Raw genomic sequence first — 20,879 nt, 5'->3', positions numbered from 1 at the left:
CCATGCAGCCAGCTGCCAGCCAAATAAATGTTTATTGACAGCGTGAATCAACATTGTGTACACTTTTTTTATTCCGACTGTTCAGTATAAATAAAATCAAGATGTCAGGTGAGAAGTGATGCCCAAATTGGGAATGGAACAAAAGCGCAGGGCAGACGTCATTAACGCCACGTTAACCTGCATCAGCTTGCATGGAATTGAAGGGATGACGCTGGATAAGGTTGCCGAGTATGCACACTGCTCCAAGGGAGTGGTCACTTATTATTTCAAGAATAAGGATCATTTGACGACCGAAGCCTTCAAGTCGTTCCTGGCCTACTATGGGCTAAAGATCGAATCAGGCATTGAGCCTGCCATGTCAGCCGAGGAAATGATGGAGGTTGTCCTGCAGCATATGCTCCCTCCGTTCAGCGAGGACACGGATCAGAAGCTGAATGTTTCGCAGCTTGACGGAGTCGACAAGATGTTTATCCCCTATGAGGATCAAGGCAAGCTCTTTGTGCAGTTTTTTTCAAAAGCCATGCTGGACCGTCATTTGCAGGAAGTTGCATCCAAGAGTTACGAGCGCGATCTCCAAGGCATCGCCAAGATTATGGAATACGGTAACCGGACGGGGCAGATGTCGGTTGAAGATTCCCACAGTGCCGCCTATGGCTTGATGGCGATGGTTATTGGCCTTAGCTTCTTTAGAGTAGCGAAGGTTCCGCCCGACAAGGACGAGGATAACCGGTACATATGTGAGGATTATGTAAGAAGACTTATCAATAGAGGAGGAGTTTGATGAATATCACGAAGGTTGAAACCGATGGAGGAACGATTGCTGTCGTAAGCAGCAGCGAGGTATTGATTAAGGATGTCCAGTCGGCCCTGGATCTCGTGGCCACCGTGCAATATGAAACGGACAGCCGCCGCATTGTGATGGATCAATCGTTGATAAGCGAGTCTTTCTTCGATTTGAAGACGCGGCTTGCAGGCGACATTCTCCAGAAGTTTATCAATTATCAGGTGAAAATGGCGATCATTGGAGACTTTTCGGTTTATCCAAGCCAAAGCCTTCAAGATTTTATTTACGAATGCAATAAGGGCCACGATTTCTTTTTCTTGCCCAGTGAACAGCAGGGGATTGAACGTTTAAGCAATGGAATAACTAAGTAGCGAGTACGGGAGGAAGATCGTTGCCGGTATCTGGGTTTGATCCAAAAGGGGTTTCGATGGTGAATATTCCAGCAGGCGTAGTTCAATTAAGGGACGACCGCATAAAGTCCTCGTGGACGGTGGAAGTGCCTGCATTTCAGCTTGCATCGGTCCCTGTAACGAAGGCGTTGTATTTCTCAATCATGCCAAAGACATCCGGATGCGATGACTTGATGGAGTCCCCAGCCGTGAATATATCATGGCATGAAGCGATTCTCTTTTGTAATATGTTATCTCGGAGCGAAGGCCTGAACGAATGTTATTCGGTAACGGATGACGGTGAATCCCTCGTTTGTGACAAGGAGGCGGACGGATACCGCCTTCCGACGGAAGCGGAATGGCAATACGCGTGCAAAGCCGGGAGTCTCGGCTACCGTTACGGAGAGCTTGACGACATCGCTTGGTATGAAGGGAATTCCGGAGGCGTCCTGCATGAGGTGGGCAAAAAGCGGCCGAATGCGTGGGGGCTTTACGATATGCTCGGAAACGTATGGGAGTGGTGCTGGGATCTTTACGATCCGAATGTATACGGCTCCTACAGAGTATTCCGCGGAGGGAGCTGGGCCGAAGAAGCCAGAGGCTGCGGAGCGACATGCCGCCGCCGCAGCCACCCGACGTTTCGGATTGAGGATCTCGGGTTTCGTTTGGCGAGATCGATATCAAGAAAAAGATAAAGCTGATCCGTTAGGGTCAGCTTTTTTGATTGTGCAGCACCTCCCGAATTTCCATCAAACAGATCGAAATACCGCGGCTTCCAAGATGGCTATAGAAGCTTAGATGCTCCCTATTCATATTTCTCCCACTTCCCGATGTCACATAATCTAACGCGATAAACCTCGTAAATTTGCGTATAGACAAGGCTGAAAGACATCAGTAAGATTGGGTTTAACTTTTTGCGGGAGGTGTGGGGGAGCTCAAGTGAGTCAAGGGTTGAATTGCCGTAGTGTTGATCAAAACCAGGAATGTCAAGGGATAAGGGGGATTCGAAGATGGTGAATGGACCAACATTCAACAATCCGATCGTAGACCGGGCAGCCGATCCTTGGGTATGGAAGCATACGGACGGCTATTATTACTTTATGTCGACGAAACGCGATCATCTGGAGCTGACGCAATCCGCAACCTTAACCGGCCTTGCGGAAGGACGGAAGAAAACGATCTGGACTCCGGAACCCGGGGGAAGGTACAGCCATAACCTATGGGCGCCGGAAATTCATCGTTTGGACAACAAATGGTACATCTATTTCACGGCGAATGACGGAGGAGGGGATGAGTCCCGCCAAATATGCGTGCTGGAGAACGCCGAGGCTGATCCGATGGAGGGACAATGGGCATGGAAAGGCGCGCTGCCGACCCCCGTCCCCGGCTTGGACGGCACGGTCATGACCGCAGGCAACCAGCTTTATTTCCTGTATGCCGGATATGGCCATTTCCCGGATTACGGGTCCGCGATTTACATCATGCGCATGTCGAACCCTTGGACATTGACGGGGGACCATGTATTGCTCACGGCTCCGACCCTGTCCTGGGAAAAACAAGGCGGAATGGCGATTAACGAAGGACCGGTCATTCTTCGGCGGAACGGCCGCATCTTTATGGTGTACTCGGCCAGCACCACCTGGTCGGAGGATTATTCGCTGGGCATGCTCACGATGGAAGAAAACGGGGATCCGATGGATCCGGAATCCTGGACCAAATCGATGCAGCCCGTATTTTGCAAAAGCGTGGAAAACGGAGTGTACGCGACCGGTCACAATAGCTTCACGCAATCGCCGGACGGCAAGGAGGATTGGATCGTTTACCATGCGCTGCCCGCGCCTGGCGTCGAGACGGCCTTGCGGTCGACCCGCATCCAGAAATTCGGCTGGAAGCCGGATGGAACTCCGGATTTCGGCGTACCGGCCGGCGAGTCGGATGCCTTGGCCAAACCGTCCGGAGAATAATGTACGCGGATTCACAACCTCCCGATCATGCAAGGGATTGCAGAGTGAACATGGTTGAGAGCGAGTTGTGCCAAGCTGGTGTAAGCGAATAACCATAGGATTTGATCTATATAAACCCCCATTTATTACAATATACCTGTAATAAATGGGGGTTTATTACGAAGAGATGCACAAGTATGACGAGAACCGCGAAAATATATAAAAATAACGGAATTTCATGAAAACTCCTTAATTCAAAAGGAGTTTTTTGCATCTCATTATTCCCGTTATTCTCATTATCAAAATATTTTTTTGGATAATATACAAATTTAGTTACGAAATTCATGTATGAAAGCGTTGACAGAATGGGGTTGTATGCTTATACTTCGGTTAAAGATACAGAATAATTGTATTAAATGGATGTGCAACAGCTGTCAGTCTCATCAATTTCACATGTGAAAGGGGATCCATATCCAATGGCCATGATGAAGAGGATCGTGTCAGGGCGGAGGTGCTTAGACCGCGAATGACCCTTGTCATGCTTCAGCCTGAAAAGACATGAAGCGTTGAACATGAAGCGAAGCTGATGGAGCAGAAACGGGATTTTGCCAATTAGAAGAGACAAAGGCTTTCAAAGACATGAAGATGCCTTGACACAAGGAGACACTAGCTTCGAAGGATTAAAAAAGACAGATAAAAGCCTTAAAACCGGACGCCCCCTGAATAACGACGGCATATGGATCCTCTAGAGCGCAGCGGCGGGGTGCTCGCAATTATTCATATCATGGGAGGTTAAGCATGAACGGAACGATGAAGCGTTTTTTCACTTTGTTATTCATATCCATCCTGATTATTTCGACGGTAACCGCTTGCAGCGGCAAGGCAAATGACAAGCCTGACAACACCGTAACCCAAGAGGAAGAAGTAGAGAAGAATGAGGTGACGTTCGAGGATATCAGCGGCGATATACGCGGAAATAAAGCACCGACGCAGGAGCAAATCGATGAGGTCAACGGCACGCTGAATGATACATACCTCGGAGATGTATTTGACGAAGTCATTCCAAGCGATTATTCCGCATATCCGGTAAAGGGCGATGTGGTGCTGGATGTTTGGATGCCTGCCAACTCCAACATCCCGGATATGAATAATCACTTGGTTCAGAAGCAGGTGGAGAAGCTCACCGGCATCAAAGTAAACTTCATTACGCCGCCGGTCGGACAGGAAGCCGATGCCTTTACCTTGATGATCTCCTCCGGCGAGCTGCCGGACATCATAATTGACCCGGGCCGTTATCCGGGAGGCTTCGAAGCAGGGGTCAACGATGGCGCTTACCTCGATCTCACCGACCTGATGGAAAAGCACGCTCCGAATTATACGGCATGGCGCAACTCGGACGAAACGAGAAGAAAAACGACCGTGACCGACGACGGCAGGCTGCTGGGCTTCTACGGCATCGCGCCGTATTCCGAATGGACCTGGTTCGGCATGCTGATCAAGCAGGAGGCGCTGGATAAGACAGGACTTCCAGTCCCGAACACGATAGACGAATGGTATGAGTTCCTGAAAAAAAGCAAGGAAGTCGGATATAAGGCGCCGCTGAATTACGGCTCGACGTACGGCCAAATTTTTACCGGCATTATTAATGGCGCATATGGCGTATGGGATTGGACCTTCGTGGACGAGAACGGCAAGGCGGCTTGGGGGCCTGCACAGCCGAAAGCCAAGGGATATCTCGCAACGATGCAGAAGTGGAACAAGGAAGGCCTGCTGAATCGGGACTGGGCTACCGCCGATTTCAATCAACGGATGGCCAGCGCGATTTCCGACGATACGGCCGTGATGATGGATTCTCCGGATACGATGTGGAGCTATTGGAAAGTGCAGAACGACATTGATTTCGTGGGGGCACTGAATCCTGTTCTGAATAAAGGGGACAAATCCGCGACCACCTACAAAAACTTCAAAAGAACCGGAACCAGTGCAGCCATCACTACTCAGAGCAAAAATGTCGAAGCTGCAATGGCATGGCTGGATTTCAACTATTCCAAAAAAGGCTGGGAGCTGATCAACTTCGGGGAGTACGGCACCGTGCACTTGGTGGATGAGCAAGGAATGCCTTATTATCCGGAAAACAGTTACATGTACAATGATCCGGACGGTCAGCCGGTAGACGTCACGCTTTGGAAATACCGCTGGCATAGCTGGCCGAATATCCGCGACGAGCACAACGCCAACCCGTTGATCACGGCGAAAGGCAGCTATTCCGGGGATATCCGCAAGGACTGGACGGAGAACATGGACACCAGCATGGCGATGCCGCCGATCACGTTTACGAAAGAAGAAGCCTCGCGCGAAGCCGAGCTTGGGAACCAGTTGTCCACGCTGCGCGGAGAATATTTCGCGAAGATCATCATGGGCGAATTGCCGGTCGATGCTTACGATAAATTTTTGAAGGAAGCGCAAAGCATGGGGCTGGACGAATTCTTGAGTCTCCATCAGGCAGCCTTGGATCGGTATAACCAACGATAGTTTTCATAATAAGAACAGGTGGTTGATTCATGGAGATATTACAGGAAAACAAGGAAATAGGCCATGTTCAGACGCCCACGGAGCCCAAGAATACCAAACGCTTGATTCAAAAGGACCTGAAAAAGAACTGGTTCGTCTATCTGATGGCCCTTCCCGTCGTGGCGTGGTTCTTGATCTTCTGCTACGGGCCGATGTGGGGCGTCATGATTGCATTCAAGGATTTCAAGCCTTTGCTGGGCTTCGCGGACAGCGATTGGGTGGGCTTCAAGCATTTCATCGATTTTTTCTCAGGACCCTATTTTTGGAGAGTCGTCAAGAATACGCTCTTGCTGAATGTATGGGGAATCGTCTTTGGATTTACGGCACCGATCATCCTGGCCTTGCTGCTGAATGAAGTCCGTTCTTCCAAGTTCAAGCGGACCGTGCAAACCATCACGTACATGCCGCATTTTATTTCACTGGTGGTCGTGTGCGGGATCATTCACATCTTTACGTCCAATGAGGGAGTCGTTACGCAGCTGCTTTCCTTCATAACGGGAAAAGACTATTCGTCCCTTCTCGGGTACTCCAATTTGTTCCGGCCGATTTATACCTTTTCCGGAATCTGGCAGAGCATCGGCTGGGACAGCATCATTTACCTGGCTGCGATGAGCTCCATCGATCCTTCGTTATATGAAGCGGCCGATATCGACGGGGTCGGCAGGGTGAAAAAAATGTGGTACATTACGCTGCCTCAGATCAGCCCGGTCATCATCATTCTGTTTATCTTTGCGATCGGCGGATTGATGGCTTCCGGCTACGAGAAAATTATCCTGCTCTACAATCCTTTGATCTACGATACGGCGGATGTCATCGCTTCCTATGTTTACCGAAGGGGCTTGAGGGAAGCGAGCCTGAGTTATTCCACTGCCGTCGGCTTAGTAAGCTCCATCGTCAATTTCGGGCTGTTATGGATGACGAATACCATCGTGAAGCGCAGATCTGAATCCAGCTTATGGTAAGAGAGAGGGAAGGTTATGGAGGAAATCAAGCAACTCAAAGTGAAACGAAGCAGGAAGCATAAAAGCATCGGGGACCGCGTATTCGACTTTACGAACTATACGCTGTTAACCGCTTTAACGTTGGTGTGCTTTTATCCCATATTGCATATCTTGTTCGCTTCCGTCAGCGATCCCGGCGCTTTGGTGGCTCATCGAGGGGTATTGTTCAAACCGCTGGGATTCACGCTCGACGGTTACAAGCTGGTGTTTAAGGACAACAGCCTGCTCAGGGGATACCTGAATACGATCATTTACGTTGGGCTGGGCACCTTGGTCAATATGGTCATGACGATATTGGGCGCTTACGTGCTGTCCAGGCGGGACTTGTATTTCAAGAATTACATCATGGTCATGATTACGATCACGATGTTCTTTGGCGGAGGGCTGATTCCCTGGTTCCTGTTAATGAAGGACATCGGCTTGTACAACAATTTGTGGGCCATGATTCTGCCGACCGCTTTAAGCACATGGAACATCATCATTCTCAGGACCGGATTCCAATCGATTCCGAGAGAGCTGGAAGAAGCGGCACTGATCGACGGCGCAAGCCAGGCCAACATCCTGATCACGGTGATCCTGCCGCTGTCGAAGGCGACGCTGGCCGTAATCTTCCTGTACTATTTGGTCGGCAATTGGAACTCCTGGTTTAACGCGATGGTCCTGCTGAAGGATAGGGAATTGTTCCCGTTACAGCTGTTAATGAAGGAAATCCTGGTCGCCAATGATTCAACGGCCACCACGATCGGCAGTGCGGGCGGGGTCGTCATTAACAGCGCCCAGAGCTCGACCGCGTTCCGGGAGCTGGTTAAATATTGCGCGATCGTGGTTTCGACGGTGCCTATATTATTGGTGTATCCGTTCCTGCAAAAGTATTTCGTGAAAGGCGTTTATGTCGGTTCGATCAAAGGCTAGGCGTTCAAACAAGCAGATAGAGAGACTGAATCATTAGGAGTGAGCAGCATCTTGACGACAGAAGTTAGCAAGGCACAAACGGTTCGCAGCGAATATCCGAGGCCCCAGTTTCAGCGCAAAGAGTGGTTAACCCTCAATGGAGAATGGGATTTCAGTTTTGACGATGAAGCCATCGGCGAGGATGCAGGGTGGCATCAGGCAGAATCGCAGGCTTCCTTTACAAGGAAGATCAACGTTCCCTTTACGTTTCAAAGCAAGCTGAGCGGCATCGACGACCCTTCCTTTCATGATGTCGTGTGGTACCGCAGAACGTTCGAAATTCCGCAAGACTGGAACGGAAAGAGGATCGTGCTTCATTTCGGCGCCGTGGATTATTTGGCCAAAGTGTGGGTAAACGGGCACTTGGTAGCCATGCATGAAGGCGGGCATACGCCATTCCAGGCCGACATTACGGCTTCGCTCGTGGAAGGAAGCAACACGCTCGTGCTGCGGGCGGAAGATTTCAGCCGCGACGTCACCCTGCCGCGAGGCAAACAATACTGGCTTGAGCATTCGGCAAGCATCTTCTACACCCGTACGACCGGCATCTGGCAAAGCGTGTGGTTGGAGCCGGTATCCCCGGTACACTTGGGCAAAACGATGATGACGCCCGATATCGACCGCAACGAAATTCGCATCCGGACCTTCCTTGAAGGCTACAAGGCGACGGAGGACCTCAAGCTGCAGATCACCGTATCCTATCAGGGCGAGTGTGTTGCCGAAGATCAATATGCCATTCGCAGCGCGGAGCAGCAGCGGACCATCGGCCTCAGCGATTTTACGGACCATGGCCTGGGACGCCTGTGGAGCCCGGAGCATCCGAACTTGTATACCATCGAATTCCGCCTTGTTCAGGATGGAGACGTCGTTGATCAGGTATCCAGCTATTTCGGAATGCGGAAGATATCGATCGAGAACGGCAAACTGTGCCTGAATAATCGCCCGTATTTCCAGCGGCTGGTGCTGGATCAAGGTTATTTTCCCGAGGGAATCCTGACGGCGCCGTCGGATGAGGCTTTGAAGCGCGACGTGGAGCTGGCGAAGGAAATGGGATTCAACGGCGTGAGAAAGCACCAGAAAACGGAGGATCCCAGATTCCTGTACTGGTGCGACAAGCTCGGCCTGCTGTTATGGAGCGAGGCGGCCAACGCGTACGAATATTCCGAGTCGTATGTTCGCCGTTTCACGGCGGAATGGCAGGAGATCATCGGGCGGGATTATAACCATCCCTGCATCATAACCTGGGTCCCGCTGAATGAAAGCTGGGGTGTTCCCAATGTGCAGATGGATAAGCGCCAGCAGCAGCATGGGCTCGCCATGTACCATCTAACGAAGTCGTTAGACGATAGCAGACCGGTTGTATATAACGACGGATGGGAGCATATGACCACGGACTTGGTCACCATTCACGATTATGAGAGCCGCCAGGAAGTGCTGGAGAAGCGGTATGCGACAGCAGCGTCGGCGGTGGAAGCCATGCCGGCCAACCGGAGGATATTCGTCGGCGGTGCTTCCTATGAGGGCCAACCCATCCTGGTGTCGGAGTTTGGCGGCATTGCCTTCAAGAAGAGCGATTGGGAAGGCTGGGGATATTCCGGAGCCGAGAACGAGGAGGACTTCCTGATCCGGCTCAAGGCCGTAGTGGATCCAATGTTCTCTTCCCCGGTGATCCAGGGATACTGCTACACGCAGCTGACGGATGTTGAGCAGGAAATCAACGGCTTGCTTACGTATGACCGCAAGCCGAAGGCTCCGCTTGAAACCATACGCAACATCATGACGGGACGATAGGAGGCAAAAGAAATGGGCGGGACGAATGCCTATGAAGGCGTATATCATAACGAGAAAGCCGTGTTTCTGCGGGCAGGAGCTTATGAAGCGGTCATGCTCCCGGATATCGGCGGCAATTTGATAGCGTTTCGGGACATCGAAAAGGGCTACCGGTTTCTGCATGAGCCGACGCCGGAGGAAATGCCGGCATTCAAAGCAAGGCCGATGATTCACGGCATTCCGGTATTGTTTCCTCCGAACCGGTATGAAGACGGCCGGTTCCGGTGGAACGGCCAAATCCATCAGCTCCCGGTCAATGAAGACGCGACGGGCCATCATCTGCATGGATTCCTGTACAATATTCCATGGGTGGTGGACGAATACGGGCATACCGGACAGGAAGCTTATGTGACCGTATCTGTCCGCGTGGATGAACAGCATCCGGTGTTCGAACACTTTCCGTTCCGGTTCCGCATTCAGCTTCGCTACGGCTTAAGCGATCAGGGATTGTCTCAGCGGGTATTGATCACCAATATGGGCACGGAAGCCATGCCGTGTTTGCTGGCGTTTCATACATCCGTTAACGCGCCGTTTGCCGAGGGGGGCGACGCCCGGGATTACCGCTTAAAGCTGACCGTTGGGAAGCGATGGGAGCTGGATGGGCGAATGCTGCCCACCGGCTCCCATCAGGAGCTGTCCGCGAATGAACGGGCCATGCAAGGCGCAGGCGTTTATCCGTTCTTCGAAAGCATGGATAATCACTATACCGCCGTGCCCCAGAACGGAAGGAACCGGATGGAGCTTACCGATGAGGCCGGGAAGGTTACTCTGGTTTATGACGTAGGCACTTCCTACAAGCAATGGATGATCTGGAACAACCAAGCGACCGAGGGATTCTTTTGCCCTGAGCCGCAGATCAACCTGGTCAATGCCCCTAATATGGATATGCCTGCCGAAGAAATCGGCTGCTTCAGTCTCGGGCCGGACGAAATCTGGGAAGAGACCAGTCGGCTGTATGTAAAGGAAAGCCGGGGCTAAAGCCCAATTAAACATAATAAAAAGGAGTTCGACATGACTCAATTAACACTACCGCGTCCCGAATACCCTCGCCCGCAATGGGTAAGGCCGCAATGGATCAATCTGAACGGTTCATGGCAATTCGAAATCGACCATGGCCGGAGCGGGAAGGAGCGCGGACTCCATGAACCGGGACATGAGCTGTCCGGAACGATCACCGTTCCATTCTGTCCCGAAAGCAAGCTGTCCGGCGTTGAGTATAAGGATTTCATGGCAGCGGTCTGGTATAAGCGGGAGTTCGAGGTCCCCAAGGATTGGAATGGCAGAATTCTGCTTCACTTCGGGGCGGTGGATTATGAAACCGAAGTCTGGGTAAACGGAGTATCCGTAGGAACGCATCGCGGGGGATATACGCCTTTCAGTTTTGATATCACATCGCATGTGAAGCCGGGCGGGAATATCCTTACCGTCTGCGCGGAAGACGATGTCCGTTCCGGACGCCAGCCGCGCGGAAAGCAAAGCGGACGCTTCTATTCGCATGGCTGCGATTACACCCGTACGACGGGGATTTGGCAAACAGTATGGCTGGAGCAAGTGCCGCAGGCTTATATGTCCGATATGAAGCTGGTGGGTGACCCGGATAATGGCTGTGCCCACCTCGAGATTAAAATCGACGGGAACGCAGCAGGCCATAAACTGACCGCATCCGCCTTGTATGAGGGGAATGCGGTAGGGAATGCAAGTGCTGTCGTATCCGGGCCGTCCGTCAAACTCACCATTCCACTGTCGGAGGTCCATTTGTGGGAAACGGGTCAGGCCAGGCTGTACGATCTGGAATTATCACTGCAAGGAGATGGCCAGCCGAGCGATACGGTCCAATCATATTTCGGCCTCCGAACCGTCATGCTGGACGGCATGGCTTTCCGCATCAACGGCAAATCCGTATTTCAGCGCCTTGTGCTGGACCAAGGCTTCTATCCGGATGGAGTCTATACGGCTCCAAGCGATGAGGATCTCCGCAAAGACATCGAAATTTCCATGGGACTGGGCTTTAACGGCGCCAGGCTTCACGAGAAGATATTCGAACCACGCTTTCTGTATTGGGCGGACCGGTTAGGGTATCTGGTATGGGGGGAACATGCGAATTGGGGGCTGGACATTACCACTTCCGAGGGATTGTCCCATTTCCTGCCCGAATGGCTCGAAGGCATGGAACGCGATTTCAATCATCCGGCCCTCATCGGCTGGTGCCCGTTCAACGAGACGTGGGACCGGGACGGCGCCAAGCAAAATAACGATGTGCTGCGCATTGTATACGAGGTCACGAAGAAAATGGACCCGACGCGCCCCGTGATTGATACGAGCGGCAACTTCCATGTGGTGACCGATATTTTCGATATCCACGATTATGACCAAAATCCGGAGACGTTCAAGCAGCGATATGAGCCGATGAAGAACGGTGGAGAGGTATACAACAGCTTCCCGAATCGGCAGCAGTATGGCGGCCAGCCTTATTTTATCAGCGAATACGGCGGCATTTGGTGGAATCCGGACCAAAAAGACGAGAAGTCTTGGGGTTACGGCGACAGGCCGACATCCGAAGAAGCGTTTCTGGAGCGTTATGCGGGCTTAACGAACGTGCTGCTGGACCATCCCATGATGTTCGGGTTCTGTTATACCCAATTGTACGACGTGGAGCAAGAAGTGAACGGATTGTACACCTATGACAGACGATCGAAATTCGATCCTGAAGTGATCCGCCGCATTAACGTCCGCAAAGCCGCAATAGAGGATTAAGGCCCATTATGACCGGTATCTTGAAGTAGGCTTGTACCATGTTTGGTGTATGATTGCACATTATCCGAAAGGAACGTGACGAAAGGATGAAGGTGAATTACCGGAATAAATTGTTGCTCACGATATGCGCATTTCTTATTCTTCCGATGGGTCAGGCGACGCATGCGGCCACACTTCAGAACAACTTTTATAACGTGGTCATGCAGGATGGAGCGGATCCTTGGGTGTATAAACACACGGACGGCTTTTACTACTTCACGAAAACGACCGGAGGCAACGTGACGATATGGAAGTCCACCCAGCTTACCACGGTGGACGCGGCTCCGACGAGGGTCGTGGAAACGGGCTGCTGCGGGATCTGGGCACCCGAATTGCATTACATCAATGGCGCCTGGTACATCTACTATGCCAAGGATGACGGGGATAACGTCAACCACCGCATGTATGTCATGGAGAACACGTCGGCGGACCCGACGCAGGGAACCTGGCAGTACAAAGGCCAGATAACGGACCCGACAAACAAATGGGCGATTGACGGCACGGTGCTGCAGGTTAACGGTCAGCTGTATTTTATCTGGTCCGGCTGGGAAGGGGACACCAATGTGCGGCAGAATCTGTACATCGCCCATATGAGCAACCCTTGGACGATTGATTCAAGCCGCGTCGAAATCGCGAGGCCTACGCACAGCTGGGAAACGAATCATTCCCCGCATGTTAACGAAGGGCCTCAGGTGATTGTACGCGGCGGCGTCATCAGCCTGGTGTACTCGGCAAGCGGAAGCTGGACCAATGATTATTGCCTCGGCCTGATCACGGCAAGCACAACCAGCGATTTGCTGAATCCGGCTTCATGGACCAAGCGCAGCCAGCCGATATTCAAGTCCGGCAACGGTCTGTACGGACCTGGCCACCATTCGTTTACCAAGTCACCCGACGGTACGGAGGACTGGATGCTATACCATGTCGCCAAGTATAACAACGCGGGATGGAACCGTGAGGTCCGAGCGCAGAAATTCACATGGCACGCCGACCATACGCCGAACCTCGGCGTGCCGGCGAATCCGAATGCTCCGATAGCGCTGCCTTCCGGCGAAGCGGCCCACACCCGTTATGAAGGTGAGGAGGGAACGTTCGGCGGCGTCGCCTATGCATCCCAAAGCCCTAACGGCTCGGGAGGCATGAAAGCGGGGCATATCGATACGCCGGAGAGCTACGTGGAATTTTCGGTGCATGCCCCGTCCGCAGGCGACTACATTTTGCTGGCCCGCACGGCGAACGGAACGGCCGGAGGGAATTGGTCCCATCTTATGCTCAGCGTGAATGGCGGAACGGCCAACAAGTTCCATATTACGAATAAAGGGTGGGAGAACTGGGGACTGTCCACGGCGCGGATTCAGTTAAAGGCCGGCGTGAACACGATACGTTTTTCAAAAGGCGAAGGATACGGAGAAATCGACTTCTTCGACATCAAGCCGGCGAATTAGGACCAGCGGATGGCTTAGTCAACCGAAAAATGAAGTGCTGCAAGCTCGATCATGGATGGCTTCCGGTTCTCCCGGAAGCCATTTCTGGCTAGGAAGGGACTGGTTTTCTACATCCGACTATACGATGCCTTATAGGAAGAGGCAGGAAAATAGCTTGTGTAAGCCTTTTCAGTGTGATTGTTTTTCATTTCATTAAGAAGTAAAATTATTGTAATGAATATGTTTAAAGGAGAGCGGATTAGTGCTGGAACTTGGTTTTAACGACCCGGAAAGACTGGTCACGGTAGCTCATGCCTTGTCAACGCGTTCCCGAGTGGATATCCTGAGACTCTTGAATTCCAAGAACCTGAATATCATCGAAATCGCCGAGAAACTCAAACTTCCCGTTTCGACGGTTGCGAGCAATATCAAAGTGCTGGAAGCGGCCGAGTTAATCAATACGGAATTGCTTCCGGCTTCGCGAGGAGCAATGAAGGTGTGCAGCCGTAATTATGATGATGTTCATTTTGCGTTGAATTTAAAAAATTCGGTTCCTAAGGGAGTCACGCATGTCTATGAAGTCGATATGCCGATCGGCCATTACAGCGATTGCGAAGTAGCGCCTACTTGTGGAATGGCGAATGCGGACGGATACATCATTAAGGAAGACGAGCCGGCCAGCTTCTACCATCCCAAGCACGTGAATGCCCAGATCATCTGGCTTCGCAAGGGATACCTGGAATACTTGATGCCGATGGATATTCCGGCCGGAGCGCGAATCGAATCGCTTGAACTGTCCATGGAGATGTGTTCGGAGGCCCCGAATTATGACCAAAACTGGCCTTCGAACATTTCGGTGTGGGTCAATGGCGTGGAGATCGGCATGTGGACAAGCCCCGGCGATTTCGGGGATCGCCGCGGCAAGCTGAACCCGAACTGGTGGTACGATTGGGCAACGCAATACGGGTTTCTCAAAACATGGCGCGTGGATGATGAGAAGACGACGCTGGATATGGAGAAGATATCGAGCGTTACTTTGGATCAGCTGAATATTGCCGCAAGCCCCAAACTGCGGCTGCGCATCGGCATCAAGCCCGATGCCGTGAATCAGGGAGGGCTGAATCTGTTCGGCCGCCAGTTTGGCGATCACGAACAGAATATCATCATGCAGGTGAAATATACGATGGATCAGGATGAGGAAGAGCTTTGATTCCATGGCCGCAGGGTCAGTTGTCACCATGAAATTCATAAATGGCAGTGCAGAGTTTTTATCTGCACTGCCATTTTTTTTAGCTGCTCCTCGCTTAATGTTCATTTCACACCCGCTCGCCATTCATACTCTGACATGTTTAGCTGCTTATAACAGGAGACTGTTCCAACATTTCGGTTTGAAGCAGCCGATTATGGAGTTGTGGCCGAGCAATCCGGGTTCCATGGTCACGATATGCTCCTGCTTATAATTTGAGACAAAAATGAAACATCGCCAATTTTTTAATATATTACACTAGTTATTGGAGCAATACTCCTCAGCATCTGCAAGTGAAAAGCCTTTAATCATACGGAGAGATGGAAAATGGCTGACAGGTGTCTCGTAAACATACCCGAACATACCAAGCAATTTACTATAGGGTAGAGTTCATGAAACACGTAATTAGTCCCGTACGTCTCGGGGGAGGAAAGAACAAAATGAACAACAAACGACAACGGAAGCATAGCTTTTTGGTTTTCGTATTGACGGCAGTATTGATGTGGTTCGGTATGCCGCCTGTCTATGGAGTATCGGCAGAAGGCCCCGTAGGTCCGGTATCTTTAACCGAATATTATGGAAATGTGACTTTGCCTTCTAATGAAGGAGAAGTCGCGAAGGAGGAAGAGGACGGATCTGACGAATCTCTCTCAGCCGGAAAGGAAGAGGAGGTGGCTGGGCCGGATGACGGCACCAAGCAAACAAAGACAGCGGATATCGGGGCGTTCGGCATATTTGCAGGCGGAGACGGCTCACTGGAGTTTCCCTACTTAATCGAGACAGCTGAGCAGTTGTACGCTGTCCGAAATAACCTTGAGGCCCATTACCTTTTGGCTCATGATATTAATCTGTCAGGCTATGCTTTGGTAGGTGGTTGGGAACCAATCGGGATTGATTCGGCCAGATTCAGTGGGACATTCGACGGGCAGGGGCATCGCATTACCGGTTTGGGGATAGGTGCTCATTATTGGAGCCCCTTGGGTTTGTTTGGTTTTGTCGGTGACAGCGGAATTATTGAAAATGTCATTCTTGAAGACGTGAGGATAGGCGTAGGAAGTTATTATCACCAGAGTTCAGGCGGGGCTGCTGGAATTAACTACGGCACGATCCGAGAAGTGTATGTGACGGGAGCTGTAGAAGGATCCCATTATTCCGGCGGTTTGGCAGGAATGAACTACGGCCTGATTGACGGCTCCTCTTTCTCAGGGACGGTAGCAGGTTTAGTCGGCGTTGGTGGTCTGGCAGGAGAGAATGACGGTGAAATGAGCAGATCCTATGCTTCGGCGCAGGTCTCTGGAGATGATAACGTTGGAGGCCTTGCAGGACGCAACGACGGCCGGATTCATTCATCATATGCCGCGGGAACCGTGAATGGACGACAGGTCTCCGGCGGTTTGGTTGGCGTTAATTTGGACAGGGGCATGATTAGCGACACTTACTTTTCCGGAACCATATCAGGAGCAGGCTACGGTATCGGAGGGCTGGTTGGGATCAGCCATGGCTCGGTGGATTCGTCCTATTGGAATACGAGTGCATATAATTCGGCCCCTCCTGACAACGGGATCGGAACGCCGGTGCCCGGGGACGAAATGAAGCAGTATGAGATATATGATCATTGGGATTTTGAGGATACCTGGTACCTGTATAACGGGCAGACGCTGCCGTTTCTGCAATGGGAGGATCCGTTTGAAAGAACAGTTGTCACGATGGATTCCCAAGCGTTGGATGTTGGGGACAGTACTCAAATGGTAGTGACCGCTAATCATCAAAAACAGTCGTCGTTTATTGCAACGAATAACGCAGATTATGCTGTCAGCGAGGGAGAATCTATTGTTGATGTTGATCAAGAGGGACAGGTTACAGCGAAAGCTCCAGGGAAAGCGGTGATTAGCGTCTCGTTGCACGGCGAAACCACCCGGATTGAAGTAACTGTTCATCCGTATATGATCACAGGCGTCATGGAGCCTAAAGCGTTAACTGTCGCTAACGGAACGCCCGTCGATGAAATAGGTTTGCCGGGTACGGTCCAAGTGACGTTGAGCCCGGGTCAATTGAGGAAATCTGCTGAGGTGGAATGGAGCTTCGCAGATGAGAATCATCCTTATCAGGCTGCAATCCCAGGCATCTATGTCTTCACGGGCAGTTTGGTGAATTTAACGGAAGATATGGCGAATCCGGATCGTATGAAGACAACGATCCATGTAACGGTGGGGCAAAGGTTTATCGTCAAGGTGAACGATATTCCAGCTATCCGGGTAAGCCACGGTACTAAAAAATCCTCCATTCCTCTTCCTGAGCAGGTAGAGGTTAGATTAAGTCATGGCGGTACTGCCAAGGCAAATGTGACTTGGGACCATGAAGAACCGGCGTATAATGGCGGGCAAGCAGGTGACTACATTTTCAAGGGCTCCTTGGAGTTGTCGGAGGGCGTTATCAACCCGGACCAATTACGTGCAGTTGTTCATGTCACCGTTCTTGAAAAAAGCGGGGATGGAGGTTCAAGCGGAAGTAACGACTCCGGGGTGAGCGGCGGGACAGATGAACTGCCGGACAACACATGCGTAAACGGAACGGAAGGAAAAACGATTCCATTTCCTATTGGTAGGATCATTATACCGAAGAGTGCTTGGAACGCGGGGTTTTGTCTCAACTTTAAGGTTATCCAGGACACTGGCGGGCTACCATTACCTGAAACCGATCGGTTTGTCGGCCAAGTGATCGAAATTACGAAGAATTGGACTGGAGCTTTTCACAAAGAGGTCACCCTCAACTTACAATTTGGAACCGATGCCGTCAACCATGAAGAGGATGCCGTGAGTCTTTATTGGCTCAACGAAAAATCGAGCGAATGGATCGAACTAAAGAACATCATAGTGGATTGGGACCAGGGGACCGTGACCGGGTCAATCGATCATTTGGCCAAATTTGCGGTGATTGCTACAACGGTTAAAAAAGAAGCCGATGTCAACCCTGAGAGAGAGTTCACCGATCTTGAGGGCCATTGGGCTAAGGACATGATTAACCAGTTGGCTCGAATCGGCTTCATTCGTGGTTATTTGGACGGCTCCTTTAAACCTGAACGTCCCGTTAGCAGAGCGGAATTTGTATCCCTGCTCGTTCATTCCCTCAGCATGGAGGAGAGAAGCGGACATGTTTTCCCCGATACGTATGGTCATTGGGCACAAGATATGATTGCGACAGCCCAAGCCTACGGGATCATCGAGGGATATACGGCAACGTACTTCGGAGTGAATGATCCGATTACACGTGAGCAGATGGCCGTAATGGTTATGCGATGGGCGGGATTATCCGCAGCGGAAGGAACGCCGGCATTTATGGATCAGGATAGCGTTTCCTCATGGGCCCGTGAAGCGACGGCGGCAATGTCGGAGCAGGGAGTCATGACAGGCTATCCAGATGGCAGTTTTCTTCCTAAGAAAAAAGTAACCCGTGCTGAGGCCGTGGTCCTTCTCCTCCGAGCTATGGAATTGAAAAGGCCCGTACGAGACGACCGTGTTATGAACTCGGGTGAGTTGGATGAACAGACGGCCGCTGCAAGTAAAGGACATTGAGATCAAGCAGAATTTTTAAAATACCCCGGATCGCGCGAAGAGCGTTGAACGACGGGGTATTTTTATTGTCTGCGATTCCAACCAATCAACTAACTAAGCCCGCTTGTCGTGAAACGGGTTTGAAGCAATTCATATATTCCGCCAAAGTTTGTTGCAGACAGCCTATTCTTTCCCCGGTTTACATTCCGTTTAAATAGCGGTGATACGATTCAAACATCATCCATTAGCGAAGAGGAGGAAATCATAATGGAGCATGGATACAAAAAGAAAATAGAGCCAAACCCTGGTGACTTGGCCGTTGAGGCTTACGGGCTGGTCAAAACCTTCGGCGATAACCGCGCCGTGGACGGCGTGGATCTGAACGTACGCACCGGAACGATCTACGGTGTGCTTGGTCCGAATGGGGCAGGCAAGACGACCACCATCCGGATGCTGGCGACCTTGCTAAGACCGGATGCGGGTTCGGCCCGAATCTTCGGGCACGATGTGCAATCGGAATCGCAGATCGTCCGTCAGTTGATCGGGGTAACCGGCCAATATGCGTCGGTGGACGAATCGCTCAGCGCTACGGAGAATCTGATCATCTTCTCCCGCTTGTTGGGGCTGGGACGCACGGAGGCACGGCGCAAGGCGGATGAGCTGCTTGAGGAATTCGGTTTGTCGGAAGCCGCGAAGCGTCCGCTCAAAAATTTCTCCGGCGGCATGCGGAGAAGACTGGATCTGGCGGCAAGTCTCATTGCCCAGCCGCCGCTTATCTTCCTGGATGAACCGACGACGGGGCTTGACCCGCGTACGCGTTCCCAGATGTGGGATACGATCCGCCGTTTGGTGAAGACCGGTTCAACGGTGCTGCTGACCACGCAGTATCTGGAGGAGGCGGACCAACTGGCAGACCGGATCGCCGTTATTGATTACGGACGGGTTGTGGCCGAGGGGACGGCCGATGAACTGAAGATGTCGGTAGGCACTTCCTCACTGCATTTGACTGTCCAGGATTCACGGGACATGGATCGCGCCCGCCATACCGTGGAACAGGTGCTGGGCGTCCATGCCAATGTATCGCCGGAAGCCGGAAAGATAACGGCGCCGATGGCTAATGCGGGCCTTGTTACAGACCTGTTGATCGAACTGCGCACGGCAGGAATCGGTTTATCCGAGATGAGCGTGCAGAAGCCGACCCTGGATGAGGTGTTCCTGACGATCACCGGCCACGGCGTGAAGGAAGACGCTGCCCAAGGGGCTTATGAATCCAATGATAGAGAGGTGGCACGGATATGAGCAGCACCATGATTCAGCCTGGGACGGAACGTCGACTCAAAAATCGCACGAGTTTCGGTCAGACGGTCCGAAATTCATTGACAATGGCCTACCGCGGGCTGCTGAAGCTTCGGCGCACGCCCGAGCAGTTGTTTGACGTCACGTTTCAACCCATTATTTTCACGCTGATGTTCACCTATATTTTTGGGGGAGCCATCTCCGGCGACGTGGCGAGTTATTTGCCCGTCATCATTCCCGGCATCCTTGTTCAAACCGTGATTACGACTTCCGTCGTCACAGGCGTGCAGCTGCGCGAGGATATGGATAAAGGCGTATTCGACCGGTTCAAATCGCTGCCGATTGCGCGCATCGCACCGCTGGCAGGTGCCCTGCTGGCAGATACGATTCGGTATACCATTGCAACGGTGCTTACCTTTACGATGGGATACATTATGGGATATCGGCCCGAGGGCGGCTTGGGATATGTTGCTCTTGCGGGGTTGGTCGTCATTTTGTGCTCATGGGCCATTAGCTGGATCTTTGCTTTCTGCGGCGTGATTGCAAGATCCGCCTCCGGCGTGCAGGGGATATCGATGATCGTGCTGTTTCCGCTCACGTTTCTCTCCAATGCGTTCGTGCCGGTGGATACGATGCCGGGCTGGCTGCAGTGGTTCGTGAACATCAACCCGATATCGCATCTGGTGACGGCTGTCCGGGATCTGACGAACGCCGGAACCGTGGGCTGGGATCTGACGATATCCTTGGTCGGCGCCGCGGTCATCGTGGCGATCTTTGCTCCGATCACGGTTCGTGCATACATGCGCCGCACCTGATATCCTGGGACTCCTCCCGCGATATTTACCCATGCTGCCGGGGGAAGCAGGACGTCCGTCCAAAACGGAGTTGACATCGATTTATTAATTCACTATACTGTCTGTAATCTTATAAGCGACATACGTTGAAAGAGCCCAGTAGCAGCTTGGTCCCTGTTCTAGAAAGCCGGGGGGCGATGGAACCCGGTACAAACCAACGCAGCGAATTACACTCTGGAGTATCTCGGGTAATGCCGAGCGGAAACGGCGAACGATACCTCGTCTAATGAGCGGCATGAATGGCGC

At 51.8% G+C, this 20,879-nt stretch carries 15 protein-coding genes and 1 other annotated feature (1 of these 16 running past the window's edge); all 15 genes read left to right on the top strand.

Going from position 1 to position 20,879, the window contains the following annotated elements; translation table 11 throughout:
* Positions 1-118 precede the first annotated feature (118 nt).
* The 15 genes from MHH82_RS24235 (at position 119) to tetB(58) (ending at position 20,594) form a co-directional block, all read left to right on the top strand.
* A complete protein-coding gene (locus MHH82_RS24235; RefSeq protein ID WP_015736866.1) occupies positions 119-781 on the top strand; it encodes a TetR/AcrR family transcriptional regulator in 663 nt (220 codons plus the stop codon).
* Entirely contained in the window at positions 781-1,155 is a 375-nt protein-coding gene (locus MHH82_RS24230) for a DUF4180 domain-containing protein (protein WP_036660032.1), read from the top strand. The genes MHH82_RS24235 and MHH82_RS24230 overlap by 1 nt, the downstream gene beginning before the upstream one ends.
* 20 nt (positions 1,156-1,175) lie before the next feature.
* On the top strand, positions 1,176-1,868 hold the full coding sequence (locus tag MHH82_RS24225) for a formylglycine-generating enzyme family protein (RefSeq protein ID WP_036660033.1): 693 nt from the start codon (positions 1,176-1,178) through the stop codon (positions 1,866-1,868).
* 315 nt (positions 1,869-2,183) lie between these two features.
* Positions 2,184-3,137 (top strand): glycoside hydrolase family 43 protein, encoded by a 954-nt coding sequence (locus MHH82_RS24220; protein ID WP_036660036.1) that lies wholly within the window; start codon positions 2,184-2,186, stop codon positions 3,135-3,137.
* Between the two features lie 777 nt (positions 3,138-3,914).
* Positions 3,915-5,648 (top strand): ABC transporter substrate-binding protein, encoded by a 1,734-nt coding sequence (locus MHH82_RS24215; RefSeq protein WP_340968187.1) that lies wholly within the window; start codon positions 3,915-3,917, stop codon positions 5,646-5,648.
* A gap of 29 nt (positions 5,649-5,677) precedes the next feature.
* Entirely contained in the window at positions 5,678-6,649 is a 972-nt protein-coding gene (locus MHH82_RS24210) for an ABC transporter permease (protein WP_015736861.1), read from the top strand.
* Between the two features lie 15 nt (positions 6,650-6,664).
* Complete coding sequence (locus tag MHH82_RS24205) at positions 6,665-7,600, top strand: carbohydrate ABC transporter permease (protein WP_015736860.1); 936 nt, start codon at positions 6,665-6,667, stop codon at positions 7,598-7,600.
* A 51-nt stretch (positions 7,601-7,651) separates the two neighbouring features.
* Positions 7,652-9,430 (top strand): glycoside hydrolase family 2 protein, encoded by a 1,779-nt coding sequence (locus MHH82_RS24200; protein WP_340968184.1) that lies wholly within the window; start codon positions 7,652-7,654, stop codon positions 9,428-9,430.
* A gap of 12 nt (positions 9,431-9,442) precedes the next feature.
* A complete protein-coding gene (locus MHH82_RS24195) occupies positions 9,443-10,447 on the top strand; it encodes an aldose 1-epimerase (protein ID WP_340968181.1) in 1,005 nt (334 codons plus the stop codon).
* Positions 10,448-10,480: 33 nt separating this feature from the next.
* On the top strand, positions 10,481-12,223 hold the full coding sequence (locus MHH82_RS24190; protein ID WP_340968178.1) for a glycoside hydrolase family 2 protein: 1,743 nt from the start codon (positions 10,481-10,483) through the stop codon (positions 12,221-12,223).
* Between the two features lie 86 nt (positions 12,224-12,309).
* The gene (locus MHH82_RS24185) at positions 12,310-13,707 is read left to right on the top strand and encodes a family 43 glycosylhydrolase (protein WP_015736856.1); all 1,398 of its coding nucleotides are present in this window, start codon (positions 12,310-12,312) and stop codon (positions 13,705-13,707) included.
* A 241-nt stretch (positions 13,708-13,948) separates the two neighbouring features.
* Positions 13,949-14,896: an ArsR/SmtB family transcription factor gene (locus tag MHH82_RS24180; RefSeq protein WP_015736855.1), complete on the top strand. Its 948-nt coding sequence runs from the start codon at positions 13,949-13,951 to the stop codon at positions 14,894-14,896.
* A 476-nt stretch (positions 14,897-15,372) separates the two neighbouring features.
* A complete protein-coding gene (locus MHH82_RS24175) occupies positions 15,373-18,504 on the top strand; it encodes an S-layer homology domain-containing protein (RefSeq protein WP_340968174.1) in 3,132 nt (1,043 codons plus the stop codon).
* A gap of 246 nt (positions 18,505-18,750) precedes the next feature.
* On the top strand, positions 18,751-19,782 hold the full coding sequence (tetA(58), locus tag MHH82_RS24170) for a tetracycline efflux ABC transporter Tet(58) subunit A (RefSeq protein WP_251497927.1): 1,032 nt from the start codon (positions 18,751-18,753) through the stop codon (positions 19,780-19,782).
* A complete protein-coding gene (gene tetB(58), locus MHH82_RS24165; RefSeq protein WP_015736851.1) occupies positions 19,779-20,594 on the top strand; it encodes a tetracycline efflux ABC transporter Tet(58) subunit B in 816 nt (271 codons plus the stop codon). The genes tetA(58) and tetB(58) overlap by 4 nt, the downstream gene beginning before the upstream one ends.
* A 116-nt stretch (positions 20,595-20,710) precedes the next feature.
* Positions 20,711-20,879 (top strand) — a binding site (T-box leader); it runs 64 nt beyond the window's last position.

This window comes from Bacillus sp. FSL K6-6540, from assembly GCF_038007545.1.
The sequence above is the reverse complement of the archived record's forward strand: the minus strand, read 5'-3'. Positions and strand labels throughout refer to the sequence as shown.